Annotated in this window: 22 protein-coding genes; all 22 read right to left on the minus strand. The window is 43.6% G+C overall.

The features are described 5' to 3' along the window. Positions 1–14: 14 nt before the first annotated feature. On the minus strand, positions 15–812 hold the full coding sequence (locus tag PGY05_RS01275; protein ID WP_008372362.1) for a phosphatidate cytidylyltransferase: 798 nt from the start codon (positions 810–812) through the stop codon (positions 15–17). Then, positions 805–1524: an isoprenyl transferase gene (locus tag PGY05_RS01280; RefSeq protein ID WP_022220575.1), complete on the minus strand. Its 720-nt coding sequence runs from the start codon at positions 1522–1524 to the stop codon at positions 805–807. Before PGY05_RS01280 ends, PGY05_RS01275 begins: the two co-directional genes overlap by 8 nt. 90 nt (positions 1525–1614) lie before the next feature. Then, a complete protein-coding gene (gene frr / locus PGY05_RS01285; protein WP_008372365.1) occupies positions 1615–2166 on the minus strand; it encodes a ribosome recycling factor in 552 nt (183 codons plus the stop codon). Between the two features lie 27 nt (positions 2167–2193). Beyond that, positions 2194–2889, minus strand: a complete 696-nt coding sequence (gene pyrH / locus PGY05_RS01290; protein ID WP_022220574.1) for a UMP kinase — start codon at positions 2887–2889, stop codon at positions 2194–2196. Between the two features lie 419 nt (positions 2890–3308). Beyond that, entirely contained in the window at positions 3309–4229 is a 921-nt protein-coding gene (locus tag PGY05_RS01295) for a DMT family transporter (protein WP_270475178.1), read from the minus strand. Positions 4230–4240: 11 nt separating this feature from the next. Next, a complete protein-coding gene (locus tag PGY05_RS01300) occupies positions 4241–4969 on the minus strand; it encodes an amino acid kinase family protein (protein WP_008372369.1) in 729 nt (242 codons plus the stop codon). A gap of 2 nt (positions 4970–4971) precedes the next feature. Next, complete coding sequence (locus tag PGY05_RS01305; RefSeq protein WP_256170983.1) at positions 4972–5103, minus strand: hypothetical protein; 132 nt, start codon at positions 5101–5103, stop codon at positions 4972–4974. 42 nt (positions 5104–5145) lie between these two features. After that, positions 5146–5667, minus strand: coding sequence for a CarD family transcriptional regulator (locus PGY05_RS01310; protein ID WP_008372373.1), 522 nt, complete (start codon positions 5665–5667; stop codon positions 5146–5148). 265 nt (positions 5668–5932) lie between these two features. Further along, positions 5933–6868, minus strand: a complete 936-nt coding sequence (locus tag PGY05_RS01315; protein WP_270475179.1) for a tRNA dihydrouridine synthase — start codon at positions 6866–6868, stop codon at positions 5933–5935. Next, a complete protein-coding gene (tsaA, locus tag PGY05_RS01320) occupies positions 6865–7539 on the minus strand; it encodes a tRNA (N6-threonylcarbamoyladenosine(37)-N6)-methyltransferase TrmO (RefSeq protein WP_175306051.1) in 675 nt (224 codons plus the stop codon). Before tsaA ends, PGY05_RS01315 begins: the two co-directional genes overlap by 4 nt. Then, on the minus strand, positions 7530–8204 hold the full coding sequence (locus PGY05_RS01325) for a YoaK family protein (protein ID WP_022220568.1): 675 nt from the start codon (positions 8202–8204) through the stop codon (positions 7530–7532). Before PGY05_RS01325 ends, tsaA begins: the two co-directional genes overlap by 10 nt. A gap of 1 nt (position 8205) precedes the next feature. Then, positions 8206–9636 (minus strand): DUF512 domain-containing protein, encoded by a 1431-nt coding sequence (locus tag PGY05_RS01330; RefSeq protein ID WP_055296706.1) that lies wholly within the window; start codon positions 9634–9636, stop codon positions 8206–8208. Positions 9637–10289: 653 nt separating this feature from the next. Beyond that, a complete protein-coding gene (hydE, locus tag PGY05_RS01335) occupies positions 10290–11336 on the minus strand; it encodes a [FeFe] hydrogenase H-cluster radical SAM maturase HydE (protein WP_270475181.1) in 1047 nt (348 codons plus the stop codon). Between the two features lie 73 nt (positions 11337–11409). Then, positions 11410–11829: a hypothetical protein gene (locus tag PGY05_RS01340; protein WP_270475182.1), complete on the minus strand. Its 420-nt coding sequence runs from the start codon at positions 11827–11829 to the stop codon at positions 11410–11412. After that, the gene (locus PGY05_RS01345) at positions 11826–13343 is read right to left on the minus strand and encodes a Y-family DNA polymerase (RefSeq protein ID WP_270475183.1); all 1518 of its coding nucleotides are present in this window, start codon (positions 13341–13343) and stop codon (positions 11826–11828) included. Before PGY05_RS01345 ends, PGY05_RS01340 begins: the two co-directional genes overlap by 4 nt. A gap of 97 nt (positions 13344–13440) precedes the next feature. Then, positions 13441–14361, minus strand: coding sequence for a glycoside hydrolase family 25 protein (locus PGY05_RS01350; protein WP_270475184.1), 921 nt, complete (start codon positions 14359–14361; stop codon positions 13441–13443). 29 nt (positions 14362–14390) lie between these two features. After that, positions 14391–15053, minus strand: coding sequence for a hypothetical protein (locus tag PGY05_RS01355; protein ID WP_270475185.1), 663 nt, complete (start codon positions 15051–15053; stop codon positions 14391–14393). A gap of 401 nt (positions 15054–15454) precedes the next feature. Then, positions 15455–15787, minus strand: coding sequence for a DUF234 domain-containing protein (locus PGY05_RS16630; RefSeq protein WP_227120242.1), 333 nt, complete (start codon positions 15785–15787; stop codon positions 15455–15457). A 51-nt stretch (positions 15788–15838) separates the two neighbouring features. Further along, positions 15839–16627, minus strand: coding sequence for a hypothetical protein (locus PGY05_RS01365; protein WP_270475186.1), 789 nt, complete (start codon positions 16625–16627; stop codon positions 15839–15841). 2 nt (positions 16628–16629) lie between these two features. Further along, the gene (gloA2, locus tag PGY05_RS01370; RefSeq protein ID WP_117556620.1) at positions 16630–17013 is read right to left on the minus strand and encodes an SMU1112c/YaeR family gloxylase I-like metalloprotein; all 384 of its coding nucleotides are present in this window, start codon (positions 17011–17013) and stop codon (positions 16630–16632) included. A 135-nt stretch (positions 17014–17148) separates the two neighbouring features. Beyond that, positions 17149–17478, minus strand: a complete 330-nt coding sequence (locus PGY05_RS01375) for a hypothetical protein (RefSeq protein ID WP_270475187.1) — start codon at positions 17476–17478, stop codon at positions 17149–17151. A gap of 108 nt (positions 17479–17586) precedes the next feature. Next, positions 17587–18198 carry a VanZ family protein gene (locus PGY05_RS01380; protein WP_270475188.1) on the minus strand — a complete coding sequence of 204 codons (612 nt, stop codon included), beginning with the start codon at positions 18196–18198 and terminating at the stop codon, positions 17587–17589. Positions 18199–18200: the final 2 nt, after the last annotated feature.

An 18200-nucleotide genomic window follows, 5' to 3' on the forward strand; every position in this document is an offset into this window, starting at 1 on the left:
AACCTCCTGTCAGATTACATCAGTGCAACTGCCAGATAATAAATCACCGGAGCTGTGAAGATCACGCTGTCGAAACGGTCCAGGATTCCACCGTGTCCCGGAATCAGTTTTCCGTAATCCTTGATCTCATGATTTCTCTTGATCGCAGATGCTGCAAGATCCCCGATCATGGAAATGATTCCACCAACAAAACAGATCAGCGCATATTCGCCGACTCCTGCCGAAGCACCACCCCATTTATTGATTGCAAGAGCGTAAAGCGCGCCGAGAAGTGCTGCGCCTGCAAGTCCACCGATTCCGCCCTCTATAGATTTCTTTGGGCTGAGCTTCGGTGCCATCTTATGCTTTCCGATCAGTACACCCACACAGTACGCACAGGTATCACATCCCCAGGAACATAAAAATACAAGTCCCACGAGGAAAAGTCCGTCTTTCAACAGACGTGTCTGATAAATATAGGATAACATAATCGCCACATAAAATACGCCAAAGTACGCAGTCATTACCTGTTCAGACACATATTTCGGAAAGGCAAATACATAAACTGCCATTACAAGGATCAGCAAAATGATTGCAAACATCATCAGATCTTCTTTTTTCTGTGCACGAATCAGAAAATAATATGCAACTACACCTATATAACCTACGATTCCGAGTGGTGCTTTCTCAATCTTTACAACCTTGTAAAGCTCGGAAACTCCGATCAGACTGATGATCAGAAGTGTTGCAAACAATACATCCCCACCAAGGAAGATCGTTGCAAATGCAATGATAACCAGTACAATTCCGCTGAGTAATCTTGTCTTAAACATTTTCTTCGTCCTCCTTGATTCCGCCGTATCTTCTGTCTCTGCTATTATATTGCTCAATTGCTTTTTCTAATTCTTCTTTTGAAAAATCCGGCCACGGAACATCTGTAAAATAAAATTCTGTATAAGCAAGCTGCCATAACAAATAATTGGAAAGTCTGAGTTCTCCGCTGGTACGGATCAGAAGATCCGGATCCGGAATCCCATGTGTATCCAGATATCCTTCAAACAGTTCTTCTGTAATCTCTTCCGGTGCAAATCTGCCATCTGCACAGTCTTTTGTCATTTTTCGCATGGCACGGATCATCTCATCTCTGCTTCCATAATTGATCGCAATCTGGAAATTCAGTCCGTCATTATTTTTTGATGCCTCTTCCAGTTCCTTAATTCTGGTACGGATATCTTCATCCAGACCTGTCTTATCTCCGATCACACGGACACGCATCCGGTTCTTTTCCGCCGTCTTCAGACAGGTTTTCATATAGTTACGAAGAAGCTTCATCAGTGCATCCACTTCACTCTTCGGCCGACTCCAGTTCTCTGTGGAAAACGCATAGACCGTCAGATATTTGACACCCATCTTATAAGCAGCCTCACAGATCTTTTCCACATTCTTGCTGCCCTGCACATGCCCGTAGTTTCTCGGCATTCCCTTTGCTTTCGCCCATCGTCCGTTACCGTCAAGGATAATGGCTATATGCTGCGGTACATTCATCTTTTTACCCTCTCTTGATTGATACTAAATTTGCTGATATAAAAAAGGAAAAGAGGCGCCAAACATCTCGCCGCCCCTTATCTTTCCTTCTTATACTGTCATAACTTCTTTTGACTTTGCATCGACTGCTGCATCAACTTCCTTGATGTATTTGTCAGTCAGCTTCTGGATCTGATCTTCAAGATCCTGAATTTCATCCTCTGAAACGTCTGTACCTTTCAGCTTCTTGAATGCATCATTTCCATCACGGCGGATGTTACGGACTGCAACCTTGGATGCTTCTCCTTTTTTCTTAACATCTTTCACCAGTTCTTTTCTTCGTTCCTCTGTCAGTTCCGGGAATACCAGACGGATAACAGTACCATCGTTTGTTGGATTGATTCCGATATCAGACATCAGGATTGCTTTCTCAATATCTTTGATGATCTTCTTTTCCCATGGCTGGATCTGGATCATACGTGCTTCCGGAACAGAAATGTTCGCTACCTGCTGGATCGGTGTCGGTGTTCCATAATATTCTACCGTTAATTTGTTCAGAATATTCGGGTTTGCACGTCCTGCACGGATAGAAGCAAGCTCTGTATCCAGTGCATGGATGGTTTTCTGCATCTTTTCATCGTATATTTTTAATTTTTCGTTCATATGTTATCCTCCCTTAATGGGTGCTGCTTATACAGTCACCTTTGTTCCGTTGAAATTACCGCTCATTGTCTCTACGATACTGTTCTCTTCGTTCAGTCCGAATACCAGCATCGGCATCTTATTCTCAAGGCACATGATCGATGCGGTCAGATCTACTGCCATAAGCTTCTTATCGATGATTTCCTGAATAGAAATCTCATCATACTTCTTCGCTTCCGGATTCACCTTCGGATCGCTGTCATAGATTCCGTCAATTGCTTTTGCAAGAAGCATTGCATCTGCTTCAATCTCAATTGCACGGAGAACAGCTCCTGTATCTGTTGAAAAATACGGATGTCCTGTGCCACCTGCGAAAAAGATTACTTTTCCTTCGTTCAGTGCTTCCACTGCTGCATCTTTTGAAAACAGGGAAGTGAATGCTCCACAGACAAATGGAGTGAAAACCTCTGTCTTCATGCCTACATGTCTGAAAATATCGGATACATAGATGCAGTTCATCACCGTTGCAAGCATTCCAATCTGGTCAGCTTTGGTACGGTCGATCGTCTCACTGGTTCTTCCTCTCCAGAAATTACCGCCTCCGGTTACGATTGCAACCTGGATTCCCTGATCTACGATCTGCTTTACCTGCTTTGCAACGCCAATGCATGTTGCCTCATCAAAACCTGTCTTTTTGTCTCCTGCAAGTGCTTCTCCGCTTAATTTTAAAAGAACTCTTTTCATCTGTCTTTGCTCCTGTCTCTTGGTTTTTAAGATACTTTCGCATACCTGGGTTTAGTATAGCATACCTGGGTTTAAAATGGAAGTTCTAAGTTTACTACATTGGAGGTATGTAATGCAAAAATTTTATGGATTGAGGGATTGACGCAGAATGTACAAATGATTTTATTTCACTTCCGTTGTGCAAACCATTCCGAGAAGCCTCTGAAAGCGAAAATCATTTTCAGCAATGGCTTCAATGATTTTTGAGTCTTCTCTCCATTGCACAACAATTGGAATTGAAATAAAATCATTTGTACATTCTGCTGGTTTTCCCTGATTTGAATGTTTTGGCGTGTGCTCAATGTAATGAACGGAAAGCGGTAGCTTTGGCTCACTGATCGGTTTTGCTTTGACACTACAATTTCTACAATTGATTAGAGCTAAGCTTCTTTATTTTCCGGCTTTCCTGGCAACTGGGCGAGGATGATGGCGCTGAACATCAGAATGCATCCTGCTATTTCTCGGATACTTAGTTTCTGACCTAATATCACCCAGCCTCCGAGGACAGAGAATACGGACTCCAGACTGAGGATCAGGGATGCCACGGTTGGATCGGCATCTTTTTGTGCCACGATCTGGAGGGTATAGGCTACACCACTTGAGAGAACTCCGGCATAAAGTATCGGTACTGCTGCTGCGAAAATATCTGACAGCCGTGGTGTTTCAAATAAAAACATTGGAATTGCCGACAAAACTCCGGTTATAAAGAACTGGATGCAGGCGATCCGCACACCGTCTGCTTTTGGTGAAAAATAATCGATCACCAGAATGTGGATGGTAAATACAACCGCACATAGCAGTACCAGAATGTCTCCTTTTGCAAGTACCAGCTTATCGGTAATACACAGCAAATACAAGCCTGCGACAGAAATTGCCACGCTTATCCAGATTCTCACTCCGGCTTTCTTTTTCAAAAAAATTCCAAAGATCGGCACAAGCACGATATAAAGTGCTGTAATAAATCCGGCTTTTCCTACCGTTGTGTACTGTATTCCGATCTGCTGCAGGTTACTTGCCACACAAAGTGCCAGTCCACAACAGATTCCACCCAGGATGACATTCTTTTTTTCTTCTTTCCTATCTACTTTTTTCTGTCTTTCTACTCCGTCATTTTTCGCACGCCATTTATCCAGAAAACAGATACATGGAATCAGAAAAATCCCACCGATCAAAGAGCGTACACAGGTAAATGTAAAGGGCCCGATATAATCCATCCCCACGCTCTGTGCTACAAAAGCTGTTCCCCAGATAAATGCGGTCAAAAAGAGCATCAGTGTATTCTTTCCTGTCATTTTCTTCATCGAGCCGTTTCCTATTTGCCAAGTTCGTGAAGATATAATTTTGCTTCTGTTTCAATGAAGATCGTTCCGGCTCCGTTTACACTGAAGAATTCGATCAGAAGAACGTGACGGATTCTTCCGTCCAGAATATGTACACGGTTGACACCATTTTTTGATGCCTGAAGACCATAGCCGATGATCTCGTCAAATTCTTTCGGGAAATTACGTTCTTTGCGCAGTTTTTCTACTTCCGGGACGGTAATCTTATAATAAATATCTTTTCTCTCTTCGTCTTTGTAGATTCCAGGATATTTTGACAGATAAACCAGCTTGTCCGCCTGCATTTTCTCTGCAATCTCAAGTGCAGTCTCTCTTGGATCAATATATTCGCTTTCGTTGTCGATATCATTTGGCACGATGACCGGAATATAATCATTGTCCAGCATCAGACCAATCGTCTCTGTATCCACGCCGCAGATACCGATTGCTTTAACTCCACAGAGTTCAAGGAGCTTGGCAATCCGCTTATTTTCACGGAATTTGTCCAGTCCCATACGGGTAGCATGTACCACGATCGGACGCATACCAACGCTCTTTAAAAGAACGATATCCTGCATCAGTCTCTGCTCTTCCACTCCGCTGAGCCACTCGGCACATCCGTACTCGATAACTACTGTCTTCTGATTAAAGTCTCTGATATATGGTAATGCATCTATCAGGATTGAAGCTTTATGCTCCACAAGTTCTAATTCTTTATCCATGATTACACCTCATTTTTTGTTTTATCTAAAACAGTATAGCATAGAATGATCTCTATTTGAAGAACCCATTTTTCACAAAAAACAGGAAGTGGCAAATGTTCTGTAAAATCACCCTTTTTCGCTGCTACCACCATTTTTTTCACATCCATTATACCCGGAAGAACCGGTTCCTTGCATCAGCAAAGCACCGGTTCCTCTGTCTCATTTATTTGATTCATGATATAGTCTTCCATTCCGCTCTCCGGAATTCCAAGTGCTATGGAAAGCTCCGAATACAAGTTGCCTTCTGCCATCCTCAGATAACGCTCGTCAGTCGCCGTGATCTTCTTTCCCTGCTTCAGGCGGGACATCTTCCGCTGATAAAGGGTCTTGATGATCCGCACCCATTCTGCACATTTGCAGCTTTTCATGCATTCCTTGTACTTTTCCTCTCTCTGCTTCTCGCTTCCGATCCAGAGTCCTTCGATCTGTGGAATCTCACGGATCAATTCTTCTGCTTCTTCTTTGGAAATGACTCTTCGCATGACAATTTTTTCATTGTCTACCGGTGTAAATACTTTTCCACGCTTTTCACGTACCGGTCTCAGAATATAATACAGTTTGTCCTTCGGCACTCCATCCATTTTCAGCGTCGTAATTTCAGTCACTTCACAAATTCCTGTCCGGCCATAAACAATCAAATCTCCTACTTCGTACATTCTCTTCCTTCTTTCTTAAACTTGCCGAATCTCTACTTCTTTATTTTATCAGAAAATTAGTTTAAATTCTAATGTTTTTCAGATTTTTGTGAATCTTAGTCAAAGCTAACGCCTGTGGTTTTATGCAATTTTACTAGAAAATAGGGGGATTTTGTCGCAAGATGCGTCCCAAAAAGAGTCCTGCCACAGTACGAGAAATTGATAAAACCGGGGAAGGGGCGCTTGACCGTTGTTCCAAGTGGAAGGTGTTTCTTGAAGATACGCTTTATTCATATGGGCACTCTTTCAATAAACATTCAACCGCCATCCGGTATTCCCGGATGGTCTGGCTTTTGCGGATTTGCGTCAGATATTCTTCGCTGTTTTTAAAGTTTTTGCCAAGATACCACCAGAGTTCTTTCATTTTGACTACTGCGTTTTTTTCTTCTGGAGATTTTTCGATATAGGCATCAAGAAGATGATCGCAGAATGTAGCAATCTTCTTGGTATCAAATGTAGATTTCCCTTTTATAACTGCCGGAAGAAATGGGTTCATCAGAATTCCTCTTCCGAGCATGATGCATTCTGTTTCGGGAAATTTTTGATGGAAGATTTGGTAATTTTCCGCACAAAAAATGTCTCCATTGTAGACCAGAGGATTTATGCTGTTCCGGCAGGCGTAGGCAAAAGTAATCCAGTCGGGTTTGTTTTTGTAGTAATCCTGCTGGACTCTTGGGTGAAGGATCAGTTCTTCCAAAGGATATTGGTTATAGATATCCAGAAGCTCTTCGAACTCTTCCTGATCATATTTACCGCTTCTTGTTTTGATAGAGATTTTCATATCGAGTTGATCGAAAACTTCGGCAAGGAAATGATTCAGTTCATCGGGATAAAACAAAAAACCGGATCCCCTTTTCCGGTTGACGACTGTTTTGGAGGGGCAGCCGAGATTCAGATTGACTTCTTCATATCCGAATTCTTTCAACTGCCGGGCCAGGCGGATGAAATCCTCGGCGCGGTTGGTCAGGATCTGCGGAACGGTATACATGCCCTCATTATTTTCCGGAAGGATCTCATTCCATTCCTGTCTGCTGAATTTGCCTTTCGGGTTTGGATTTAAAAATGGTGTAAAATATTTATCCATTGGTTCAAAAAAGGTGTGATACGCCCTGCGGTATACCTCACCTGTAATGCCCTCCATTGGCGCCAGATAGATTTTCATGACCTTTCTACCTCCGTCACATAAAGTGTTTCTTTGTCTACCCGGAAATGAATTTCCATTCCCGCGTAAGACATGCCGTAAATCCGGACTGGATCCTTTTGATAAGAAGGTCTCGGATCCTGCTCCAGGATCTGAATCAGTGCTGCTCTTTTTTCAGCCGGAATCTGTTCCAAATACATTTCCGGGAAATTCACATCCAATTTATAATCTTTCTTTTCTTCCGCGAAACCGCCTTTTGCCTCCGGGTGGCTATCCACGTATGGAAGGTAGGGCTTGATATCGTAGATCGGCGTCATATCCAGAAGATCCGCACCTTCCACGATCAGCACCGGACCTTCTTTTTCCCGGAATTCTACCCCAATAAGCTTTACTGAAGAAAGTCCGATCGGATTCGGGCGAAATGGAGAACGGGTGGCAAAAACTCCCACCCGTCTGTTACCACCAAGCCGCGGTGGACGTACTGTCGGGCTCCAGGTATCCCGGATAGATTCCGAAAATTCCCAGATCAGCCACAGATAATCATACGCCTCGATTTCCCGCAGTGCATCCGCATTCTGATATTCCGGCAGAAAATGGATTTCTGCCCGGGTATCCGCAAGATTACTCTGTCGCGGAATCCCGAATTTCTCCACAAAATCAGATCTTATATACGCGATCTGCTTTATTTGCATTGTTCTTTTTCTCCATCAACAAACATCATCACAAAAGCAACTGCCAGAATTGCAGAAGCGATCAGAAGTGCCTTTTCAGCAAACATTTCCACACAGGCATTTCCGATAACTGCACCGATCACAAAGAAGAAGATGATTCCATAGTACAAAAGTCCTTTCTTGATATACTCTTTATCCTTCGTGTTCGCATAACTGCACATATGCTGGGTCGCACTTCGTAAGTTTCCGATGCACATGGTGGTTGCAATTCCGTTTCCATGGATTTTGCGGAAGCTTTCCACCTGAATCCCACATGCAAGGGACGTGAGTGCATTCGCCACCAGATTAAAATCCTGTGGGATAAAGCTGACACTCAGTAGGATCACTGCCTCACAGAATACCGAAATCTGTCTCCAGTGCAGAAGTGTCAGATCTTTCGTCCGTATTTTCACCAGATCCGCAAGGGCGATTCCAATGGCAAATGCCAGCACCGGAACCAGATAGTGGAGTGCCATATGCCAGTTTCTCTCTGAAATATTGATTCCAAGAAGCAGAATATTTCCGGTTTGTGCATTGGCAAATACTTTTCCTCTGCACATATAGGAATAGGCATCCATAAATCCACCGGCAATCGCAAGGATCACACCAAGTTTAATTGATTCTGACATCTGTTTTGAAAATTTCAAGTTACTCATCCTCTCTGTCGTATGCTTTAATGTATACAAAATTCTCATTGTTTCGTTCTGTATGATAATCCAAATTCAGTGCCGCGTCAAGAAAATCCTTACCACCGGACTCCACTGCCTTCACCGTCATGCCAAGTGCCGCTTCCACGTCCTGCACCGTCAGATCATCCAGAAAGACCTCTTCTCCGCTTCGCAGCATATTGATTGGAATCTGCAGAGTATCTCCCAGATCCTCTCCTGCTTCTTTTCTCTCTTTTAACTGTGCCACCAGATCCTGTCCGGTAATCAGACCGGATACGGTGATCGTCTCACCAAAGAAATCATTACGGATGCAGGCAACCGTGATCTTTACTTTTGGAAATGCTTCCGTGATCCTGTCCGCAAATTCCTGAATTGTCGGATACGCAAGCTTTGCAGTCGCAATGGTAAATGTCCGTGCGATCCCTTCTTTTAACTTTGGATATTCTTCACTTTCCTGAAGCTCTTCAAAGGCATGGTAAAATTCATCCCGTAGAAGCCGCATCATACCAACACCATTTTCCAGCTGGATATATCCGTCATAACGTCCTTCCTCTGGGAAATCCCGCTCTGCAAGGATATACCACTCGTCACTTGCATGGATAAAATGAAGTCCAAACTCGTCATACGCCTTCTTCTGATAGCTCTCGATCAGATCAATGACCTCTTCCGCTTCTTCTTTATCAAAAAGCTCCAGTGGATAAAGTCCCTCCCTGTATTTGGAAAGTCCTGCCGGAACCACTGACACACTCCGCATAAACGGCAGATACTTCATCAGATCTTCGATAGAACGCTTCAGCTCATCCTTATCATTAACTCCCTTGCACAGTACGATCTGCCCATTCATCTCCACATGTCCGGCATACAGATCATCCAGGAATTTCAGCTTTTCTCCGGCGAAACGATTGTGGAGCATCTTGCAGCGCAGCTCCGGGTTCGTTGTCTGCACAGAAATATTGATCGGCGCAAGCTGCATCTCGATAATACGGTCCACATCTTTCTGCTTCATATTCGTCAGGGTAATATAGTTGCCCTGCAGGAAAGACAGACGGGAATCATCATCTTTAAAATACAAGGTCTCACGCATTCCCGGCGGCATCTGGTCGATAAAACAGAAAATACACTTGTTGCTGCAGGAACGGTAGTCACTCATCAGACCATTTTCAAATTCTACGCCAAGGTCATCATCATACTCTTTCTCAATCTCCAGAAGCCATTCTTCCCCGTCCGGCTTGCGGATCAGCACTTCTACATACTCATCCTTGATCATGTAACGATAATCAAAAACGTCCTCTATTTTCTGGTTGTTTATTCGTAGAAGGACATCTCCCGGCTCGATCTCCATCGCCTCAGCAATTGAATCCGGGTAAACCTCACGGATCAAATGTCCCTGATACTCATTTTTCTTACTCAAATTATATTCCTCCCAAAATTCGGAATCGGAAACAAGACCTTTTCCAGGCTAGCTTCCTCTTTCATGTAATCCTCATATTTTTATCATAAACGACTTTTCCTGCAATGATTACATACTTTTTCATCATACCATAAAACTGTAAATTTCGGTAGGGATAAAATTCAGAAGCCTGAAACAAAAATTCACCCATAAATTCAAACGATACCTTTCATTCTCCAACAAAACACCGGGGAACGAAACCTTTTACAGTTCCATTCCCCGGTGTCCGGTTTGTATATATGGTTATCTATATACAATTTCCATATGCTTCAAAATAAAATATTCTATTTCTGATACCGCATGTTACAAGAAAGGCTTGCGGTCTTTTATTAGAAACGGCTAAATCAAGTTCCTCCTGTTCTTACGCGTATAAGTATTGTCGACTTCTATATAGTAGCATATCTGCGGTGTGCTTTCCTAGTGGTAAAAAGGGAGATTCTTTTGCTACTGAAAATACCGGTTTGACAGCTTGCGAAATCCACCGAAATGTATCGAAAAATGTTTTCTTTCTCCGAATTCCTTTTAATTTTTCAAAATAAATTTTCTTCTTTGTAATATCTGTTTAAAATCAGAAACAGGATTTTAGTGATTTTTTACAGAAAATCCGTTCGATTCTACACTGCATCCCCACGCTCCGTCACCAGCTCATATCCAACACTTGCTACTCGTCTCCCCATACATCCGCGACATTCTGCTGCCTCTTCACCGGTACAGATCTTGTTGTCATAAAGCTCATACTGCTTCCGGTTCTTCACCGGAGAAAGGTTCGGCATCACGACATTGGCTCCTGCCTGCAGCCCTTTCTCTCTTCCAAGCGGATCCATCGTCCCAAGTGCTGTCGTTGCCGGAAGAAGTACCTTCGGCAGCAGGATTCGGATCACAGCGAGCAAAAACAGTGTCATCTCCACACTTCCTGCCGGTTCTTTTGCAAACTGCGTATCGTGGTGTGGGATAAACGGTCCGATCCCCACCATCTCCGGCTGCAATTCCTTCAGAAATACCAGATCCTCTGCAAGATCCTCTGTCGTCTGATAAGGTGAACCAACCATCATGCCCGCCCCCACCTGATAACCAAGCTTCTTCAGATCATACAGACAGTTTTTCCGGACTGCGAGACTCATTTTCTCCGGATGTAGCTTCCGGTAATGCTCTTCATTCGCCGTCTCATGACGAAGCAGGTAACGATCTGCTCCAGCTTCCCGAAATCTCTTGTAACTCTCATAAGACTTCTCACCAATCGACAGCGTCAGCGCACATTCCGGATATGCCTCCTTGATTTTTTTAATAATCGCTACCATCCGGTCATCCGTATAATAAGCATCTTCTCCGCCCTGTAGCACAAACGTCCGGAATCCAAGCTCATACCCATTCTCACAGCATGCCATGATCTCATCCTCTGTCAGGCGGTAGCGCTTTACATTCGTATTACTCTTGCGGATTCCGCAGTAATAGCAGTCATTCTTACAATAATTGGTATATTCGATCAGCCCTCTGGTAAATACCTTTTTCCCGTAATAAATCTCCCGGATACGGACTGCTTCCTCTTTCAGTCTCCGGACTGCCTCCGGATCTTCTGCGCATTTTATCAATTCGACAAAATCCGGTTTCGTAAAATCCGGATTTTCGATGAATCTTTCGTAAACTGGTTTCATTCTTTCCATTCTCCCTGCCTGGTTTTCTGTATCTTTTCTGAATTTATGGGCATTTGTCCATGAAATTATAAAATTTATTCTATCACACTTCGTCAGCCGCGGCAATCACTCCATCAATGTCTACGATTTCATCAAGCGGAATCCGGTCTCCACTCTGTAATACGATTTCATTCAGATAGGTGTCAATCCTCCGGATACAACCGGACTTCTTCTGGTAAGAGCCACCTTCCTTTTTCTGATCCGGTACAAAATATTCAAAATCCACTTCCCGTGGTTCCTGACTCTGGCATACTTCCCGTAAATACAGATCCAGTATCTGTCTGCAATCCTCACTGAGTCTGCGTTTCCGCTCGGTCAGTCTTTCGGTCTCCCTGATTGCATCTTTATGTCCGGTCAGCGCTGCAAACGGGGCAAACTGCGCCGCTCTGTCCTCCCTTGACATCTGCGGATGTCTGACCGATACATGATGCGGTAAATGAATGATATCCTCATATCCTGTCATGCCTTATGCCCTCCGATCTGCTCATTCCGCTCTTTGGTAGTGGCTCCTTCCTGAAAATTAAGTCCCTTCAGAATTGCATTCTTCCCATACTTCTTCTTAATCGAAAGCACTGCCTCCTGCATCTTCTTCTCCCGTTCAAGCTTCTCATCCTGCTGCTTCTTTTCATTGCCTCTGGTAAAATCAGTAAACAGATCCAGTTGCCGGAATTCTGTCTTATCTGCCGCTTTCTTTTCATCCAATACGTGATTCGCCGCCATCGAAATCCGCCGCACCATCAAATGCGGATTCACAATCCGATCATACAGTTTCATCACCGCATCGGTTATCATTCTCGCAGAAGCTGTATACTCTCGTAGATTCGCTGTTCCATGTGCATGCTTTGGAATCTTTCTTCCATACCGGTCCACTGTCACCTCCCCTGTATAACCTTTTCCACTTGTCAGATTCTCGATATCATATCCGACAGTCAGCACGATCTGATCCGTAACCAGATGCTTTTCTACAAGATCAAGCGTCAAAAGATCCAACATCTCTTTAACCACAATTTTCGCCTTTTGGGCATCATACGGGCAATGTAGTACTTGTCCTGCACCAACACTGTTATGCTCCGGCTGATACGCTTTTACATCTGCAATCGTACACGGTTCCCAGCCCCAGGCATGATCGATCAGAAGTTCTGCATTCACACCGAACATTTTATACAAAAGCTCTTCGTTATAAAATTCATTCTCTTTTCCAACCGAACATCTGGCAATATCTCCCATGGTATACAATCCACATTGTTCCAGCTTTTTCGCATAGCCTCTTCCCACACGCCAAAAATCCGTAAGCGGTCTGTGATTCCACAAAGATCTGCGATAACTCATCTCATCCAGACTTGCAAACCGAAAACCATTCTCATCCGGTTCGCTATGCTTTGCCATGATATCCATCGCAATCTTCGCCAGATACAAATTCGTACCAATTCCAGCTGTCGCCGTAATCCCGGTCTGCTCATAGATTTCCCGCATTATCTTTCCTGCAAGTTCTTCCGGTGTCAGCCGGTAAGTATGCAGATAATCGGTAACATCCATAAAAACCTCATCGATTGAATAGACATGTATGTCTTCCGGTGCAACATACTTCAGGTAAATGTCATAAATCCGGGTGCTGTACTTCATATAGAGTGCCATCCTCGGAACCGCCGTGATATAATCCAATGCAAAGCTTCGGTCTGCCTTTAATTCCCCGGTGTCACAGGATTGCCCGGTAAATTCATGTCCTCCATTTTTCCGCTTTCGCTCGTCGTTGATCTCCTTCACCTTCCGGACAACCTCAAAAAGTCTTGCCCTTCCCGGAATCCCATATGCTTTCAGCGCAGGAGAAACAGCAAGACAAATCGTCTTCGTTGTCCTCTCCGGATCGGCTACAACCAGATTCGTCGTAAGCGGATCCAAATTCCGTTCCTTGCACTCCACCGAAGCATAGAAAGATTTCAGATCAATTGCTACATAACTGCGTGTCTGCTCCGGCATTCGCCGCACCTCCTAACACTTTTCACGAGAACATATGTTCTTTTTTTCGATTATACTATATTTTTTCGCCGACCACAAGATTACAACTATAAATTTTTTATTTTTTAAGCAGTTGGATATTCAGATCCACATTTCCTTCAATCCCCGCCACACTTCCGGTGCTGGAATACTGCCACATAGTGAACTTATATGGAGTCTGCGGAAGTTCTTCATAATCGGCATACCAGACCGGATAATCCGACAGCTTTTCCAGATCCAGTTCATACGCTTCCCACAGCATATTGCTGTAAATCATGGCATCATAACCGGCTTTTTCTATTTCTTTACAAAATACCTTCGCATTTTGGGTAAATTGTTCTCCCGTTACACCATCCGTCCGTGCTTCGTCTTCCAGAATATGCTCTGGATCGTACACAACCGGCATCTGAAGCTCCTGCCCTTTCAAATGTTCCAGAACAAAATCAGCCTCTTCCTTTGCCTCTTCTTCATTTACCGCCTGCGAGAAAAAATAAACACCCACATCTATTCCAGCTTTTCGGGCATTTTCCATATTCTGTTCAAACTTCTCGTCTGCATTTAACGTACCTTCTTCACCATAGCCACGATATCCGATCCGCAAAATTGCGAACTCATAACCTGCTGCTTTCACCTGCTCCCAGTCAATATCTCCCTGAAAAACAGATACATCTACGCCCAGCCTTGAAGTATATTTCTTATCCTCATAGCTGATCTTATTTTCATTTTTTACAAAAAGTGCTTTATCATACGGATTCTTCGCAACTGCTTCATTGATTTCCACCGTATAACACTCTCCGTGTGCATCTACAAAATCAAGCGTATTTTTCTCATCTGTACTTTCCGCATTTTTTGCATCCGCAGAAATTTCTTCTGTTTTCTTTCCAGAACATCCCGCAAGCAGCACCACTAACATTCCGAAAATAATCCATTTTCCTCTTCTCATCTGATCTCCATTTTCTTCACTGTATTTTCCGGCACTTTTATCACACCAAACCGCCACAAAAGGCTTTTTCTTTTTTCTTATACTCCTTATAGTTGTTCTTCAAACTTTTCACAACGCATAATCTCCTTCACCGCATCCGTCAGTGCATAAAACAAATATGCATCTTTCACTCTTGCTTCCGGATGCGAAAATGAGATGACAACAGATTTGCCATCTCTGAAATACCAGATTCCCCTTGAAGTCATTTTCCAGTCAATCTCTCTGTCCTTATAACATGCATCCATAAAAGCATACTCCGTGCCACAGCAAATAATAAAGTCTGCTTTATACAAATCAATCTGCTCCTTGATAATGTCATGATGATCAACTGCTGCCCTGTAAATTTCACCATTATTTGAAGTATGTCCACCAGAAGTTTTCTTCAAATTGACCGCTGCTATTTTCTTCAACTCCCTCAAGCGTCTCTGTTCATTGTCCATCTCCATCTCAGACCACGGAAATTCTTTTTCCCAGGACAGAATTCCTTCCGTCCAGCGTGCAATATTATCCCATGTCTGTGGTCTTCCACCCTCATAAACAAAATCCCGCAGGTCCCAGCTTTTTCCGCCATTTACTTCTTTTAAGATATATACGATCTTATATCTGGCATTTAAAAATTCCTGCTCGCAGATCACTCCATCGGCTACAATACTGGCATCTTTTTCTCTTAATTTTTGAAATAAAAACTCTTCTCGTTCTTTAATCGACATAGCTGTTTATTATTCTCCATAATCTTTAATTATACTGTAATTTATAATCCAAATTACTGTTTTGATAGTTCCAAGATAACTGTGTTTCCTATATTGTAAGGCTTTCTGATGTGTTTGTCACTCTTTTGTTTCTATCAGGTTACTAATGTAAAAGTTCGTTTACCTTTGCTTGAACAGCAGAATAATTTGGCTGCTGTACTTGGGAAGTACACACCTGTCGTGATGAGCAGTTTTCTTATTTTGATTGGATTTAAGTCCAGAGAATGCCCTGGATTCTGGATGCTATTTGCGTAACCACCTCCTCGCAGGCATAAGAAAAGCCCATCTGCACCGAGCAGACAGACTAAAAATGGATATAAAAATACCCTGCCAGCTTTCACCAGCAGAGTTGATTAGAATTTTTACTTGTAAAGGTCTTCCAACGTTATCAGCCGAACTTCACCTCGCTCTTGTGCCTGAAGAAGTCCATCTGTGAATCCGCCTTTCGAGAAGATATAGTAGTGATAGTTGTTGCCCTTTCCAAAAACTGAGGCATAATCCCGAATCAAATCGAGTTCATCCACACCGATTTTCTCATTCCGGTATTTGCATGAACCGATGATATAGTCTTTGCCCTCAACAGGAGTTCCGACGATATCAATCTGTATCTGCTTTTTCTTCTTCGGGTCTGTCCCCCACCACTGGCCGATTTCACTCAGCTCAATAGGAAGGCTGCCATCCTTCCAAACTAAGATTCACATCCTCAGTTACGGCACATATTACCGCACACCTCTGTACATAGCAACCTATTTTTTGCGGTTTTTCGGATGACCCATCTTCTCCTTTACCTCATCCGGCACATCGATTAGCCCGAACCGATAGAACATTCCGTATATGTAGGTCACGCCTCGAATATCGCCCAGAGCTTTGGGTCTCTCTACTACTTCACCTTTAATATTCTTCAGCGCCAGCAGCACTGAACTCCATGCCAGGCTTTTACTGTTCTCCCGGCGGTCGATCCACAGCTCTTTCGTGTACTCGCCGTTCCTGCCTTTTTTAATTTGGTAAGAGAATGGCAAGCCGGAGTAAGTTTTGAATTTCACACCCGCATAGGCCAGAACCACTCCCCAAAAGTTTTCTTCTGTCGGATCGGCCCTCCACCGCTTCATTGTTCTGTATCTCCGCTGCCGCTCTGCTCCGACACTGATCTTCCCTTTTTCTGCTGTGCTTGTGAAGTACACACCTTTCCGATATGGCAGATACGAGGTGACGGAGGCTTTGGAAAGTTTCAGAGTGTTTGCAGTTGAGAGTATGGAGGTTTTGTAGTCTTGTGTTTCACGGTATTCTTGAAAGGTAGCTTGCACCTTCTCCGCCACTTCAGATTCATACACACCGGCCGTGATGAGCAGCTTTCTTACTTTGATTGGATTTAATCCCAGTTCTTCGCCGATGGCCTGCAAGGACATCTCAGAATCATAAAGTGCCACAGCACTTTCCATCTGCTCTTTCAGATTTTTCCCGGCATCGTACTCTGGCTTCAGCTTCTTTCGGCCTCCACCGGACTTCCGAGATTTATACGCTCTTTTCTTTCCCATGCTTATTCGTGCAGCTCCAGCGGCAGACCATCCGGATCATGGAAGAAAGTCATCTTCTTGCCGGTATAATCGTCAACACGAATCGGCTCACATTCAATACCTACCTCCGCCAGCTCATTCACCGTCTGCTCCACACTCTCTACACAGAAAGCAAGGTGACGCAGCCCACATGCTTCCGGGCGGTTCACACGCTTCGGCGGGTTTTCCTCAGCGAAAATCTCCAGCTCTGTGTATTCATTGACACGCAGATCCAGTTTCCAGTCCTTACGCTCCGGGCGATAGTTTTCCCTGATAACAGAGAAGCCCAGCTTGTTCACATAAAAATTCTTTGCGGCTTCGTAGTCAGATACGATAATTGCAATATGATGTATTTTTGATAAGTTCATTTTCTCACGCTCCATTTCTTTAAATTTTGTTCTTCTTTTATTTTCGTTATAAACTATACAGCAGCCTTCAAAAAATACCGTGTGAACTCCTGGAGTTCAGTTTGTCCACACGGCATTTATTTTTTTGGTTCTTGTTTATTTCAGCTTTTCGAGGATCTCATCCGCACTCATGCCGCTTGCCAGCAACTTCTTCAGCACAGCCTCTGCTTCAGCCTTCTTTGCTTCCTCTGCGGCCTTAGCATCTGCCTTTGCTTTCTTCGCTTCCAAGGATGCCATTTCTTTTTCGGCCTTCTTCAGAGCAGTCTTTTTCTCTTTCAAGTCAGCCTTCAAAGTGTCAATGTTAGCGGTAATGGATGAGATCTCGGCTGTGAGTGCTTCCTTTGCGGACTGCTTTTCTGCAATCTGTGTTGCAAAATCTGCAGTCACAGTTTTGGGCTTATTCTTACTACCTTTAGTTCTGGGCATAGGACACAAACCTCTTTCCAAAATTATAATCGTTTAAATTAAGTATTGTGTAGGTATGAGAACAACATAAAAGTCTCTTTTTTTAGTATATCACAAAACTATACTCTTTTACAGACGCTTTCTTGCCTTCATCGCTATACAGTACAATAACCCGCCTAGCACTCCCCCGACTGTGTTATAGAAGATGTCTGATAGCTGAAACGTTCCCAAACGAAGCAATAATTGCAACATCTCAATGCTTATCGAGAAGATGAACGCTATCTTTCCGCTTTCCCGCAGTATCTTCTTCCAGCCGTTTCCTATCTTCTCTCCGAATGTCCACATTGCTACCGAACTAAACGGCATCATCATGATAACGTTCTCTATGCACTCGGTGGTCAGCTTCTGTTCGCCATTCACGGTCTCCCAGATGCCCCATCCACCCATGACATCGGACAACGGATTCATCCACAAGTTCCGGTTCAGTAGCGTTCTGAATAAGATCATCGAAGTCACAAAAGCTAAGAAAAACAGTTTCCGAAAGAACACGCTCTCTTTGAACTTCTGATACCATGTCACTATTGCACTCTTCCATCCTTTGCCAGCATGTATTGGCTCATACGCATACAGGTAGAAAAACATGGCGAGGAAGGAAAGAAGGAGCGAAAATCCAAACGGCTCATAGAGAGCAGTTAGAATGTTTGTGAGGATCTTTCCGAGTAAATCAATCGCTTCTTTCATCG

This window comes from Coprococcus sp. AF51-11b1 (genome assembly GCF_027682785.1).
In the GTDB taxonomy this organism is placed as follows: domain Bacteria; phylum Bacillota; class Clostridia; order Lachnospirales; family Lachnospiraceae; genus Allocoprococcus; species Allocoprococcus comes.

Excerpts from the sequence above, each read along its gene's own strand:
- PGY05_RS01275 (WP_008372362.1), bottom strand. The coding sequence starts at position 812 with ATGTTTAAGACAAGATTACTCAGCGGAATTGTACTGGTTATCATTGCA.
- PGY05_RS01280 (WP_022220575.1), bottom strand. The coding sequence starts at position 1,524 with ATGAATGTACCGCAGCATATAGCCATTATCCTTGACGGTAACGGACGA.
- frr (WP_008372365.1), bottom strand. The coding sequence starts at position 2,166 with ATGAACGAAAAATTAAAAATATACGATGAAAAGATGCAGAAAACCATC.
- pyrH (WP_022220574.1), bottom strand. The coding sequence starts at position 2,889 with ATGAAAAGAGTTCTTTTAAAATTAAGCGGAGAAGCACTTGCAGGAGAC.
- PGY05_RS01295 (WP_270475178.1), bottom strand. The coding sequence starts at position 4,229 with ATGAAGAAAATGACAGGAAAGAATACACTGATGCTCTTTTTGACCGCA.
- PGY05_RS01300 (WP_008372369.1), bottom strand. The coding sequence starts at position 4,969 with ATGGATAAAGAATTAGAACTTGTGGAGCATAAAGCTTCAATCCTGATA.
- PGY05_RS01305 (WP_256170983.1), bottom strand. The coding sequence starts at position 5,103 with ATGGTGGTAGCAGCGAAAAAGGGTGATTTTACAGAACATTTGCCACTT.
- PGY05_RS01310 (WP_008372373.1), bottom strand. The coding sequence starts at position 5,667 with ATGTACGAAGTAGGAGATTTGATTGTTTATGGCCGGACAGGAATTTGT.
- PGY05_RS01315 (WP_270475179.1), bottom strand. The coding sequence starts at position 6,868 with ATGAAAATCTATCTGGCGCCAATGGAGGGCATTACAGGTGAGGTATAC.
- tsaA (WP_175306051.1), bottom strand. The coding sequence starts at position 7,539 with ATGCAAATAAAGCAGATCGCGTATATAAGATCTGATTTTGTGGAGAAA.
- hydE (WP_270475181.1), bottom strand. The coding sequence starts at position 11,336 with ATGGAAAGAATGAAACCAGTTTACGAAAGATTCATCGAAAATCCGGAT.
- PGY05_RS01340 (WP_270475182.1), bottom strand. The coding sequence starts at position 11,829 with ATGACAGGATATGAGGATATCATTCATTTACCGCATCATGTATCGGTC.
- PGY05_RS01345 (WP_270475183.1), bottom strand. The coding sequence starts at position 13,343 with ATGCCGGAGCAGACACGCAGTTATGTAGCAATTGATCTGAAATCTTTC.
- PGY05_RS01355 (WP_270475185.1), bottom strand. The coding sequence starts at position 15,053 with ATGTCGATTAAAGAACGAGAAGAGTTTTTATTTCAAAAATTAAGAGAA.
- PGY05_RS01365 (WP_270475186.1), bottom strand. The coding sequence starts at position 16,627 with ATGGGAAAGAAAAGAGCGTATAAATCTCGGAAGTCCGGTGGAGGCCGA.
- gloA2 (WP_117556620.1), bottom strand. The coding sequence starts at position 17,013 with ATGAACTTATCAAAAATACATCATATTGCAATTATCGTATCTGACTAC.
- PGY05_RS01375 (WP_270475187.1), bottom strand. The coding sequence starts at position 17,478 with ATGCCCAGAACTAAAGGTAGTAAGAATAAGCCCAAAACTGTGACTGCA.
- PGY05_RS01380 (WP_270475188.1), bottom strand. The coding sequence starts at position 18,198 with ATGAAAGAAGCGATTGATTTACTCGGAAAGATCCTCACAAACATTCTA.